Raw genomic sequence first — 12215 nt, forward strand, 5'->3', positions numbered from 1 at the left:
TGGCTGGCTTCCCGCGCAACCAAGGCATCCGCCGTAGGGTGCGTGGTCCCCATGCACCGCTCGAAATTCGGCGGCCGGTTTATGGTGCGTGCAAAGCACGCACCCTGCGGGCACAGCTATTCCTGGGGTGCCAGGTGCTCTTCGCCGCGCTCGCGGGCCAGGCGGATCTGGCGCTGGCGTTCGCGGAAGCGGGCCTTGTCGGCGTCCGATGTCTCGTCGATGCAGTGATGACACGACACGCCGTCCTCGTATCCCGGGCGCATCCGGTCTTCGGGTAGAATCGGGCGGCGGCAGCCGTGGCACAGCAGGTGCGGGCCTTCCTTCAGACCGTGGCCGACGCTGACCCGGTTATCGAAGACAAAGCATTCGCCCTGCCAGGTGCTGTCGTCTTCGGGCGTCTCCTCCAGATACCGCAGAATGCCACCCTTCAGGTGATAGACTTCCGGAACCCCCTGCCCCAGCAGGTAGTTCGTGGATTTCTCGCAGCGAATGCCGCCGGTACAGAACATCGCGATCCGCTTGTTGCCGAAGCGGTGCTTGTTCGCCTCCCACCAGGCGGGGAAATCGCGGAAGGACTGCGTGCCGGGGTCTATGGCACCCTCGAACGTGCCGATGGCGACCTCGTAGTCGTTGCGGGTGTCGATCACGGCGACATCGTCGGACCGGATCAGGTCGTTCCAGTCCTGCGGATCGACATAACGCCCGACCGCGGCCATCGGATCCACGTCCGGCTGGCCCATGGTCACGATTTCCTTCTTCAGGCGAACCTTCATGCGGGCAAAGGGCGGGTGTTTGGCGGTAGCTTCCTTCCAGTCCAGCCCGGCACAGCCCGGCAGGCTGCGAATGTGCGCCAACACCGTGTCGATGCCGGCCCGCGATCCCGCGATGGTACCGTTGATGCCTTCTCGCGCCAACAGAAGCGTGCCTTTGACGCCCTGCTTCGCGCACAGGTCGGCCAGCCCGGGTTGCAGCTCCGCGGGATCGTCGAAGCGGGTGAATTGATAAAGTGCCGCGATCACGTACATGGCGCCGATCCTCTAGTCAGAGCCCCGGGTCCATGCAAGCCCCCCGGTTGACGGAAGGCGGACACCATCCTACCCAAATCAGACCCAGAACCGGAGGCGACCCGATGGCCCATGCCCTGCTTGTGATCGATGTCCAGAACGATTTCTGCCCCGGCGGTGCACTTGCCGTGCCCGGCGGTGACGCGATCGTGCCGATGATCAACGCGATGATGGACGATTTCGACGCCGTTATCCTGACGCAGGACTGGCATCCCGCCGGGCATTCGTCCTTCGCCAGTGCGCATCCCGGCAAGGAGCCGTTCGGCATGGTCACGATGCCCTATGGCGAGCAGGTTCTGTGGCCCGACCATTGCGTGCAGGGCACCCATGGCGCGGCCTTCCACCCGGATCTCCGCACCGATGGCGACCTGATCATCCGCAAGGGCTACAATCCCGCCATCGACAGCTATTCCGCGTTCTTCGAGAACGATCACAGCACGAATACCGGGCTCGACGGCTATCTGAACAGCCGCGGGATCGGGACGGTGACCGTCGTGGGGCTGGCCACCGATTTCTGCGTGCACTTTTCGGCCGTCGACGCCGCCAAGGCGGGGTTCGAGACACGGGTGATCCTCGACGCGTGCCGGGGGCTCGACATGGACGGCTCGCACGCTTCGGCCATAGATTCGATGAAAAATGCCGGCGTGACGCTCGCCTGATCGCGCTGTTCGTTCCGCGCTTGCAAAGTCTTAACCCGATCCGCGCTAGACCTCTGGACCGATAGGCAACGGACCAGAGGGCGCTTATGGCCTCCGCCTCCCCGGACGACGCGTCAGCATCGGCCCCGCAATTTCAGGACGACGATCCCAAGGCGGCGCTTGTCCAGTATCTTGACGTGCGCCTGCATCAGGCAACGGCACGGCAACTGGGCTATGCCATCTGCGGTCTGGTTATCCTGACCTTCGAAGGTCCGGTGCTGGGTATCTTCACGTACCTGATGCTGCTCACCGTTGAATTCATTGATAACCGGACGATGCGCCGCGTGCGCTCCCGACTGGGCCGGACGCTGTCGCTGGAGGACGGATTTCGCCGCACGATGATCTCGGCGATCGTGCAATCGCTCGCCTTCTCGATATGCGTGTTCGTCATGTTTTTCGGCAGCGTCACCGGGCAGGCGCCGCTGTTCGCCCTTGCTTTCATGGTCAGCATGGCCGCCAGTTCCGGCCTTCTGATGCCCTATCACCCCCGCGTCACCCGTATCCGGCTGGGGATCTACATTGTAACGCTTGCCACGGTTCTGACCGGATCGCTTATCCGGGCCGATGAATGGGATCCGGTGCTGATCCTGAACACGCTGGGCGCCGTGCTGCTGGCCTTCTACGTGCGCATGTTTCTCGATTCCGTCTATTCGGGAAGGCGGCAGCGGCGGCGGCAGGATCAGGTGCTGAAGGAGCAGGCCAACGCACTGGCCGCCGCCAATGACGCGATGCGCCGAAGGCAACGGGAAATGCACCGGCTGAACCTCGTCGCGCGCAATGCCAATGACAGCGTGATCCTGTCCCGGCCCGGGGGCGTCATCACGTGGGTGAACGACGCGTTCACCCGCAACACCGGCTACACGAGGGAGGAAGCGGAGGGTCGCCGGATCGGCGATCTTCTGGACGGGCCCGACACGTCCGATGAAACGGTTGCCGCGATTGCCGATGCGGTGCGAAACGGCCGCCCCTTCCGGGGGGAGATCCTGAATTACACCAAGGCCGGCGGAAAGATCTGGACCGACATCAACATTGTCCCCGTGGCGGGCGAAGACGGACAGCCGGAAATGGTCGTTTCCGTCGAACGCGATGTCACTGCCGCCAGACTTCACGCGACCGAGCTGGCAGCGGCAAAACTCGCAGCCGAAGAAGGCGCGAAAGCCAAGGCAGATTTCCTTGCCACTATGAGTCACGAGATCCGCACACCCATGAACGGCGTGATGGGCATGGCCGACCTTCTGGCCGAAACCGACCTGGACGAGGATCAGAGGCTGTTTGCCGACACCATCCGAAGTTCGGCCCAGGCGCTGTTGACGGTGATCAACGATATCCTCGACCTGTCGAAACTGGACGCCGGAAAGATGCGGTTGAGCCCGGTGAACTTCGATCTGCCCGAAACCTTGACCGCGCTTATCCGCCTTCTGGGCCCGCAAGCCCGCGACAAGGGCCTGAGGCTTGAGCTCGATACCGGCGACACGCTGGTGCAAACTGTCTTTGCCGATGACGGGCGCCTGCGGCAGGTGCTGCTGAACCTCGTCGGCAATGCGGTGAAGTTCACCGAAAGCGGCTCGGTCACATTACGGGCGCGCAGCTTTGATACCGGGGCAGGGCACGATGTCATCTTCGAAGTGTGCGACACCGGCATCGGCATCCCGTCCGACAAGCTGGATCGCGTCTTCGAAGGGTTCAGCCAGGCCGAGGCATCGACCACGCGGCGGTTCGGTGGCACGGGGTTGGGCCTTACCATCGCCCGCATGATCGTGGAGGCGATGGGCGGCTGGATCGAGGTCACATCGGAAGAAGGGGTCGGCACGACCTTCACTGTAAACCTGACACTGGCCTACCCGGAGGATTGCGCACGGGTGTCCGGGGAACGGTCAGCTGAGCGCTCGACCACCTCGATGTCGCAGTATGCCGGGCTGTCGGTCCTTGTGGCCGAAGACAACCGGGTGAACCGCCTGTTGATCGAGAAGTTCCTGGAAGGGTCCCCGCTGCATCTGCAGTTTGCCCATGATGGCCAGGAAGTCGTGGTCCTGACCCGCAAGCTGGCACCCGATGTCGTGTTCATGGACATGTCGATGCCGATCATGAGCGGGATCGAGGCGACACGACAGATCCGCGAGATGGACGACATCCCGCAACCGGTGATCATCGCCCTGACGGCCAATGCCTTCGCGGGCGACCGGGCCGAATGCCTGCAGGCGGGCATGAATGCCTTCCTGTCCAAGCCCGTCCGCAAGGCCCAGCTGCTGGAAGCGATCCGGACCCATTGCCGCCCGCCGGAGCATCGCGCGGCGGAATAGGCGCCCTTTCGCCGGCATCCCGAACGCAACGGCCCATCGCCGCGCACCGTCTTTCCCGGCTTGCGTTGCCCCGCGCCTTGGTGTGACATGCCCGCGCCGCGGCAGGGGAGCCTTGAGCCGTAAGCTGGAACAATGGTGGCGGAGGAGCCGGCCCGTGGATATCGCGACACGCGTCTACAATCACAAGTGGAAGATCGACCCGATCGTGCGGTCCTTGATCGACACCGATTTCTACAAACTGCTGATGTGCCAGTCGGTCTTTCGCAACAAGCCCGACACGCAGGTCACCTTTTCGCTGATCAACCGCACCACCTCGATCCCGCTGGCGCATCTGATCGACGAAGGCGAGCTGCGCGAACAGCTCGATCATGTCCGGTCGCTGTCCTTGTCCCGCGGGGAAAGCACCTGGCTGCGCGGCAACACGTTCTACGGCAAGCGCCAGATGTTCCGCCCGGATTTCATGGAATGGTTCGAAAACCTGCGCCTGCCGCCCTACCAGCTGGAACGCAAGGGCGATCAGTACGAACTGACTTTCGAAGGCACGTGGCCCGAAGTCATGCTGTGGGAAATCCCGGCGCTGGCCATCCTGATGGAACTGCGCGGCCGGGCCGTTCTGAACGCGATGGGACGGTTCGAACTGCAGGTGCTTTACGCCCGCGCGATGACGCTGCTGTGGGAAAAGATCGAACGGCTGCGCGGGGTCGAGGGCCTTTTCATCGCCGACTTCGGCACGCGGCGCCGGCATTCCTTCCTGTGGCAGGACTGGTGCGTGCAGGCGATGATGGAAGGCCTGGGCCCGAAATTCACCGGCACGTCGAACTGCCTGATCGCCATGCGGCGCGAGGTCGAGGCCATCGGCACCAACGCGCACGAACTGCCCATGGTCTATTCCGCGCTGGCCGATGACGACGCGGCACTGGCCCGTGCGCCCTATGACGTACTGCAGGACTGGCACGACGAACACGAAGGCAACCTGCGGATCATCCTGCCCGACACCTACGGATCGCAGGGGTTCTTCGACCGCGCGCCAGACTGGCTGGCCGGCTGGACCGGCGTGCGCATCGACAGCGGCGATCCCTTCGCCGCGGGGGAGGCCGCCATCGACTGGTGGAAATCACGCGGCGAGGATCCGACGACGAAACGGATCATCTTCTCGGACGGGTTGTCGGTCGACCGGATCCTGGAGCTGCATGACCGCTTCGCCGGGCGGGCGCTGGTGTCCTATGGCTGGGGCACACTCCTGACCAACGATTTCCGCGGACTGGTCCCCGATGACGCGCTCGCGCCGTTCTCGCTTGTCTGCAAGGCGGTCAGCGCCAATGGACGGCCGACGGTCAAGCTTTCGGACAACCCGGAAAAGGCGCTGGGACCGGCGGACGAGGTCGAGCGCTACAAACGCGTCTTCGGCGTGGGCGAACAGGAGCGGATTGCCGTCGTGGTCTGAAGTACCGTCCAGTGCCAGCCACTTCGAAGCGGCATCATGAAAGCGGCGGCCTCAGGCCCTGTCAGACTTCGGCCTTGTCGGTCTTTTTTTCTTCTGCGCTACCGCGGCCTGATCCGTCTGACGGAGCACCGCCCTCGTCCACGATCTCGAAATGCAATGTTTCGCTTTGATGCCTTGATTGCGGGCGACCTGATTTCAGGTTGCGGATGTTCGGGCAGTCTTCCAGCACCTTGTGCCAGAATTCCCTGGCCCCCGTGGCCCCCTTTGCCACGCCCAGAAACCACTTGCCGGGCAATTCGTTCACCAGCGCATGGGCGGCGGCACGGCCGAACGCCCGGTTGCGATAGGCGCCCAGAATACAGAACTCCGACAGTTCGCGCGCGCCATTCCTGGCATCGCGCACCAGCGCGAAGCCCACGCGCTTCGGCCCGTCCATGATCCACAGCCCGTAGTGCCCACCTTCGTTCCAGATGCGGTCGACCATCTTCACCGGATCCAGCGTCGCACCTGGCGCAACGTCCAGCAGATAGACATTCAGGAGCACCGACAGGAAACGCGCGTCCGTCCGGTCCACCGGCCGTAACTGAACGTCTTTCGACATGCCTTACACTGCCTCTTCCACAGGATCGGGCAGCACCGGCGCCGCGGCGATCAGGGCCTGCGTGTAAGGGTGCTGCGGATCGTTGAACACTGCCTCGGTTCCGCCTTCTTCGACGATTTCTCCGGCTTTCATGACCATGACCCGGTCGGTGATCGTGCGTACGACACTAAGATCGTGACTGATGAAAAGATAGCTCAACCCGTAGCTCCGGCAAAGATCCGCAATCAGATCCAGGATCTGCGCCCGTACCGACACATCCAGTGCGCTGACCGCTTCGTCGAAGAGGATCAGCTCGGGCCGGATGATCAGCGCCCGGGCAATCGCGATCCGCTGGCGCTGCCCGCCCGAGAATTCGTGGATATATTTCCGGGCATCCGACGGCTGCAGCCCGACGGCGGTAAGCGCTTCGTCCACCGCATCTTTCCGGGCCCGACCCCTTGGCGGATCGTCCAGCAGGTGGAACGGTTCCGTCACCAGTCGGTCGACCCGGTGGCGCGGGTTGAACGATCCGAACGGGTCCTGGAACACCACCTGCATCTGCCGGCGCACCGCAAGATTGGGCCGGCCCTGTAACAGGACAGGCAGCCCGTTCAGCTTGATCTCTCCGCCTTGCAAGGGTTCCAGCCCAAGGATCGCGCGGGTCAGCGTGCTTTTCCCGCAGCCCGATTCGCCGACAAGGCCCAGCCGTTCGCCCTTTTGCAGCGTGAACGACACATCCCGAACGGCCCGGTAATATTCCCGAGGCTGGAACAGCTGCGTGCGCGGCAGGGCGTAGTCGCGAACCGCGTTCCGAACCTCCAGCAAGGGCGCCTCGGCACGGGCTTCGGGCAGGTCGACCCGGTGGCGCGAGGCGTCGAACAGCATCTTCGTGTAGGGATGCTGCATGTTGGAAAAAAGCTCGGCCGTGGCTCCGGTTTCCACCACCTCGCCATACCGCATCACGACGATCCGGTCGGCCATGCCCGACACGACCGCCAGATCGTGGGTGATCATCAGCATGCCCATGCCGTAATCCGCCACCAGCCCCTTCAGCAGGTCGAGGATCTGCGCCTGAGTCGTCACGTCCAGCGCCGTCGTCGGTTCGTCCGCGATCAGGAGCTTCGGGCGCAGCGCGATGGCCATCGCGATCACCACCCGCTGCCGTTGCCCGCCCGACAGTTCGTGCGGGAACCGGCCCAGCGGGAAGCGCGATTGCGGCAAACCCACCCGGTCCAGCACGTCGCGGGCGCGGGTTTCGGCCTCGGCCCTTGTGGCGCTGGTGTGCAGCAGGATCGTCTCCATCACCTGCGCGCCGATGGTCTTGACCGGGTTCAGCGCCGTCATCGGCTCCTGGAACACCATGCCGGTGAGGCGGCCGCGGATCGAGCACATCTCGGCCTCGGATGTTGTCAGCAACTCGTGCCCGTCCAGCGTGATCTGGCCCTTGGTCACGGCGCGGTCGGGCAGCAACTGCATCACGGATAGGGCCGTCATCGACTTGCCCGACCCGCTTTCGCCGGTGACGGCCACGATCTCGCCCGGGGCCACATCCAGCGAGACGTTCTTCAGGATATCGTAGCGCCCGATGGACAGGGACAGGTTGTCGATGGCAAGCAGGCTCATGACCGGTCCCCCTTCAGGCGCGGATCCAGCAGATCGCGCAGCCCGTCGCCCAGCAGGTTCAGGCCCAGCACGATCAGGATGATGGCAAGGCCGGGGAAGATCGCCATGTGTGGCGCCAGCGTCACCAGTGTCTGCGCATCGGCCAGCATCCGGCCCAGCGACGGCGTGGGCGGCTGCACGCCAAGGCCGATGAAGGACAGCGCCGCCTCCACCTGGATACCCAGCGCGAACTGGATGGTTCCCTGCACGATCAGGATGTTCGCCACGTTCGGCAGGATATGTTCGGCCGAGATCCACGCCCGCGACTTGCCCGATACCTGTGCCGACAGGATGAATTCCCGCTCCCACAGGCTGAGCGCCCCGCCGCGGGTGACGCGGGCGAAGACGGGGATGTTGAAGATGCCGAAGGCCAGCACGGCATTGGCAGCCGATGCGCCCAGAACGGCGGTGATCAGGATGGCGAGCGCGAGGAACGGGAACGCAAAGACCACGTCGTTCCACCGCATGATCAGCTCGTCCAGCCAGCCGTCCTTGTTGGACGCCGCGACCAGCCCCAGCGGTACGCCGAAGACCAGCCCGATGACGACGGAAAGGGCCGCCACCGCGATGGAGGTCCCCGCCCCCACCATGATCATGGACAGGATATCCCGCCCCAGCTGATCGGTGCCCAGCAGGTGCTGCATCGACGGCGGCTGCAGCTTGCCGGCGATGTTCATGACGTTCACGTCATAGGGCGTCCAGACCAGCGCGATCAGCGCCATTGCGCCCAGGATCGCCGTCAGCGCAATGCCCAGGCCAAGGTTGAAACGCGTGCGCATCATGACCGCTGCCTCAGCCTTGGGTCGACGATGGCGTAGGTGATGTCGACAAGGAAGTTGATCAGGACCACGGCGAAGACCAGCAGCATGACGACCGATTCCACGACGATCAGGTCGCGCGCGTTGATCGACTGGAAGATCAGCCGGCCAAGGCCCGGAAGGTAGAAGACCTGTTCGATCACGATGGACCCCGCGATCAGGAACGACACCTGCAGGCCAAGGATCGTCAGCACCGGGATCAGGGCGTTCCGCACCCCGTGCCGCCAGATCGCCTGGCTCCTTGTCAGGCCTTTGGCGCGGGCGGTGCGCATGAAATCTTCGCCCAGAACGTCGATCAGGGCCGACCGCATCACCCGCGTCAGGATCGCCGCCTGCGGCAGGGCCAGCGCGATGGCGGGCAGGGTCAACGCCTTCAGCGCCGGAAACACGCCGCCAGACCAGCCGGGAAAGCCCCCCGCCCCGAACCAGCGCAGGTTGATGGCGAAGACCAGCACCAGCATCATCGCGAACCAGAAGTTCGGCACCGCGACACCCAGTTGCGTGCCACCGATCACCGCGATGTCGCCGCTTTTGCCCCGACGCGCAGCGGCGAAGATGCCGGCGGGAAAGGCGATCAGCGTGGAAAGCACCAGCGCATAGACCGCCAGCGGCACCGAAACCCAAAGCCGGTCGCCGATGATCTCCGTCACCGGGCTGCGATAGGTGTAGGATGTGCCGAAATCACCGGTCAGCATGTTGCCGATCCAGCTGAAATACCGCTGCACCTTGGGTTGATCGAGCCCCAGCTCGGCCCGCAGCGCCGCGACCGTGTCGGGCTGCGCATTGACCCCCAGCATGAAGGACGCGGGATCGCCCGGCGCCACCTCGATCACGGCGAAAATGACAACGCTGGCCACTGCCAGGGTGACCATCAGAGACGCCAACCGTTTCAGTATATATCTCAACATCGCCGCCACGTTATGAGCGGCGGCGACAGTGGTCCAGAGGGATAACGCGGCGCCTTTACGTCAGTCCGCTGACGTGGCGTAATCCGCGTCAGATACAGGCTCCAACCAGTCAGCCGCGCTGCCATCGACGGCTTCCTGCACGGCGATATGGGTCATCATCGTGTCGGGCCCGGCGCCGTGCCAGTGGACTTCTCCCGGCGGGATCCAGACGGTATCGCCCGGCCGGATCACCCGGGGCGCTTCGCCCTTCACGCAGACGCGGCCTTCGCCGGTCAGAACATGCAGCGTCTGGCCCAGCGGATGGGTGTGCCACGCGGTCCGCGCCCCGGGGGCGAAGGTCACCCGCGCCGCGTTCACCTGCGATGGCGGATGGGACGAGACGATCGGATCGAGGTAGACCTGACCGGTGAAATAGTCGGGATTGCCCGGCACGCTCGCCTGGCTGCCGGCGGGAATGATGTCCATCAGCTTGCTCTTTCCTTGGGTGCGCGGACTATGCCCGCCCGCAGGCAACGGGGCAAAGGCCTATTCGGTTTCGGGCGTCTGGTTGTGCGCCAGCAGCCGCCAGACGGGGCCATGGCCCACGTAGGTCGACGCACACGTCGCGAAGTACGGTGACCCACCGTCCACAAGAGCCCGGGCGCGGTATGCCAGCACGACGGTATCTTCGTCGCGCGCCAGTACACGATCGTCGATCAGGACAGAGGTCCAACGCGGCCGGCTTTCCAGCTCTTCCAGGATCGCGTCGCCGGTCAGGATGCCTGTCGGTTCGGGGTAGACCATCACCGCACCATTCGCCATGCGCGCCATGTAGTATTCGGGGCCGTTCTTCCAGAACCCCTCTTCCATTTCCCAGAATTCAGGGTCCGTCACCGGTCGCACTCCCACACCGTTACCGGGAAGCAACCGCGCGCCAAGGCCGATGTTCCCGCGAAAGATAGACGGGCCCCGAAAGGCCCGCCCGTTTCATCCCACCGCGGCGCGGCACGCGCCGCATCGTGCCCGAGCCCGCCCGGGGCGGGTGGGTGGGGGAGGGCGCGATCCCGCCCCCGATACCGTCACTCGTCCCAGCTCATCTGGGACAGGTCGGTCGCGGCGGTGGGCGCGTTTTCCCACAGTCCGTTCAGGCCTTCCTTCGCCACGCTAAGCATGGCCAGCTGGAACAGGTAGCCGTTCACATAGTCGTCCGCGATGGTCTGCTGCGCTTCTTTCACAAGGGCCGAGCGCTGTTCCGGGTCCGCCGTCACGTCCAGCTGGGCGATCAGGTCCTGGAAGGCCGGGTTGTCATACTGGAAGTAATAATCCGGCCGGGCGTAGATCCCGATATCCATCGGCTCGGTATGGGAGACGATCGTCAGCCCGAAATTCTTGCCCTTGAAGACCGATTCCAGCCACTGTGCCCATTCGACGTTCTCGATCTTCGCGGTGATGCCCACCTGCGCCAGCTGGTTGGCAATGATCTCGCCCCCGCGGCGCGCATAGGACGGCGGCGGCAGGTACAGCGTCGTCTCGAACCCGTCGGGATAGCCCGCATCCGCCAGAAGCTGCTTGGCCAGTTCCGGATCGTACTCCGAGTTCCCGGTCAGATCGACATAGTCCGGGTTGTGCGGCGCGAAATGGGTGCCGATGGGCGTGCCATAGCCATACATCGCGCCGTCGATGATTTCCTGCCGGTTGATCGCGTGCGCCAGCGCCTTGCGGACGTTCTTGTTGTCGAACGGCTCCATATTGTTGTTGGTCGACAGGATCGTCTCGCCTTCGGTCGAGCCCACAAGCACCTTGAACCGCGGATCGGCTTCGAACTGCGGCAGGTTTTCGGGTGCCGGGAAGCCTGCAAAGGCATCCACGTCTTCGGCCATCACGGCAGCGAACGCGGCCGTCGGGTCAGAGATGAACTTGAACGTCGCGTCCTTGATCGCGGGCGCGTCGCCCCAGTAGTCGGGATAGGCCGCCAGCACGATCTTGTCGCCCTTCACCCAGTCCTTGAAGACATAGGGCCCGGTGCCGACGGGCGTCTCCTTGATGCCGTCGATGCTTTCCGGCGCCACGATCACGGCATCCCCCCAGGCGAGGTTGAACAGGAAGCTGCCCTGCGGTTCGGTCAGCGTCACGGCCACCGTCTGCGGGTCCACGACCTCGACGCTCTCGATCCCGGCAAACAGCGCCTTCTGCGCGTTGGTGCTATCCTCGGCCCGCGCACGATCCAGCGAGAATTTGACGTCCTCGGCATCCATCGTGGTGCCATCGTGGAAGGTCACGCCTTCGCGCAGCTTGAACGTATATGTCTTGCCGTCTTCCGAGATCTCCCAGCTTTCCGCCAGCGCCGGCACGACAGAGCCGTCGCCCATGAACCGGGTAAGCCCTTCGAACACGTTCGCATACAGCACTGAATCGATCGCCTGCGCAGCCGCGCCCGTGGGATCGAGATGCGGCGGTTCCAACTGCATGGCGATGATCACGTCTTCCTTGGCGTCCGCAGCGCCGATCCCGGCGGCCAAGGCTATCGCGCTCGCCATCGCGAGTTTGGCGAATTGTTTCATCTTATAGCTCCCGTCACGTTGTACTTGGGCCCTTGGGGCTCGTTTCTGGGCACAGTCTTGGCCGAGTCTTCAATCGACACAAGAGCTTTCCGCTCAGTGCACGCGCACGACGGTCGCCGGGTCGGGTTTATTATGCAACCTCTCTGGCCTGCCGGGCGTTCTGTCACATATTACCCTTTTACTGCGGGCGTGTAGGTCTCA

Annotated in this window: 11 protein-coding genes; 3 read left to right on the forward strand and 8 right to left on the reverse strand. The window is 64.1% G+C overall.

Features of this window, described 5'->3' with window-relative positions; all coding sequences use genetic code 11:
• Positions 1-116: 116 nt before the first annotated feature.
• Positions 117-1025, reverse strand: a complete 909-nt coding sequence (gene trhO, locus D4754_RS00965) for an oxygen-dependent tRNA uridine(34) hydroxylase TrhO (protein WP_121060733.1) — start codon at positions 1023-1025, stop codon at positions 117-119.
• 104 nt (positions 1026-1129) lie between these two features.
• On the opposite strand from trhO, the gene pncA reads away from it, so the two are divergent.
• The 3 genes from pncA to D4754_RS00980 all read left to right on the forward strand — a co-directional run bounded on the left by pncA (position 1130) and on the right by D4754_RS00980 (position 5506).
• Positions 1130-1723: a bifunctional nicotinamidase/pyrazinamidase gene (gene pncA, locus D4754_RS00970; RefSeq protein ID WP_121060735.1), complete on the forward strand. Its 594-nt coding sequence runs from the start codon at positions 1130-1132 to the stop codon at positions 1721-1723.
• An 86-nt stretch (positions 1724-1809) separates the two neighbouring features.
• Entirely contained in the window at positions 1810-4062 is a 2253-nt protein-coding gene (locus D4754_RS00975; protein ID WP_121060737.1) for a hybrid sensor histidine kinase/response regulator, read from the forward strand.
• 154 nt (positions 4063-4216) lie between these two features.
• Positions 4217-5506, forward strand: coding sequence for a nicotinate phosphoribosyltransferase (locus tag D4754_RS00980; protein ID WP_121060739.1), 1290 nt, complete (start codon positions 4217-4219; stop codon positions 5504-5506).
• A 61-nt stretch (positions 5507-5567) separates the two neighbouring features.
• On the opposite strand, the gene D4754_RS00985 is transcribed toward D4754_RS00980, so the two are convergent.
• From D4754_RS00985 to D4754_RS01015, 7 genes are all read right to left on the reverse strand, one after another.
• Entirely contained in the window at positions 5568-6107 is a 540-nt protein-coding gene (locus tag D4754_RS00985) for a GNAT family N-acetyltransferase (protein ID WP_163025737.1), read from the reverse strand.
• Between the two features lie 3 nt (positions 6108-6110).
• Positions 6111-7709: an ABC transporter ATP-binding protein gene (locus D4754_RS00990; RefSeq protein ID WP_121060743.1), complete on the reverse strand. Its 1599-nt coding sequence runs from the start codon at positions 7707-7709 to the stop codon at positions 6111-6113.
• A complete protein-coding gene (locus tag D4754_RS00995) occupies positions 7706-8530 on the reverse strand; it encodes an ABC transporter permease (protein WP_121060745.1) in 825 nt (274 codons plus the stop codon). Before D4754_RS00995 ends, D4754_RS00990 begins: the two co-directional genes overlap by 4 nt.
• Positions 8527-9474, reverse strand: a complete 948-nt coding sequence (locus D4754_RS01000; RefSeq protein ID WP_121060748.1) for an ABC transporter permease — start codon at positions 9472-9474, stop codon at positions 8527-8529. The genes D4754_RS00995 and D4754_RS01000 overlap by 4 nt, the downstream gene beginning before the upstream one ends.
• Positions 9475-9534: 60 nt before the next feature.
• On the reverse strand, positions 9535-9939 hold the full coding sequence (locus tag D4754_RS01005; RefSeq protein WP_121060750.1) for a (R)-mandelonitrile lyase: 405 nt from the start codon (positions 9937-9939) through the stop codon (positions 9535-9537).
• 60 nt (positions 9940-9999) lie between these two features.
• Complete coding sequence (locus D4754_RS01010; RefSeq protein ID WP_163025738.1) at positions 10000-10347, reverse strand: hypothetical protein; 348 nt, start codon at positions 10345-10347, stop codon at positions 10000-10002.
• 185 nt (positions 10348-10532) lie between these two features.
• Entirely contained in the window at positions 10533-12014 is a 1482-nt protein-coding gene (locus D4754_RS01015; protein ID WP_121060754.1) for an ABC transporter substrate-binding protein, read from the reverse strand.
• Positions 12015-12215: the final 201 nt, after the last annotated feature.

It is taken from the genome of Chachezhania antarctica (genome assembly GCF_003646465.1).
In the GTDB taxonomy this organism is placed as follows: domain Bacteria; phylum Pseudomonadota; class Alphaproteobacteria; order Rhodobacterales; family Rhodobacteraceae; genus Chachezhania; species Chachezhania antarctica.

Excerpts from the sequence above, each read along its gene's own strand:
- trhO (WP_121060733.1), bottom strand. The coding sequence starts at position 1,025 with ATGTACGTGATCGCGGCACTTTATCAATTCACCCGCTTCGACGATCCC.
- pncA (WP_121060735.1), top strand. The coding sequence starts at position 1,130 with ATGGCCCATGCCCTGCTTGTGATCGATGTCCAGAACGATTTCTGCCCC.
- D4754_RS00975 (WP_121060737.1), top strand. The coding sequence starts at position 1,810 with ATGGCCTCCGCCTCCCCGGACGACGCGTCAGCATCGGCCCCGCAATTT.
- D4754_RS00985 (WP_163025737.1), bottom strand. The coding sequence starts at position 6,107 with ATGTCGAAAGACGTTCAGTTACGGCCGGTGGACCGGACGGACGCGCGT.
- D4754_RS00990 (WP_121060743.1), bottom strand. The coding sequence starts at position 7,709 with ATGAGCCTGCTTGCCATCGACAACCTGTCCCTGTCCATCGGGCGCTAC.
- D4754_RS00995 (WP_121060745.1), bottom strand. The coding sequence starts at position 8,530 with ATGATGCGCACGCGTTTCAACCTTGGCCTGGGCATTGCGCTGACGGCG.
- D4754_RS01000 (WP_121060748.1), bottom strand. The coding sequence starts at position 9,474 with ATGTTGAGATATATACTGAAACGGTTGGCGTCTCTGATGGTCACCCTG.
- D4754_RS01005 (WP_121060750.1), bottom strand. The coding sequence starts at position 9,939 with ATGGACATCATTCCCGCCGGCAGCCAGGCGAGCGTGCCGGGCAATCCC.
- D4754_RS01015 (WP_121060754.1), bottom strand. The coding sequence starts at position 12,014 with ATGAAACAATTCGCCAAACTCGCGATGGCGAGCGCGATAGCCTTGGCC.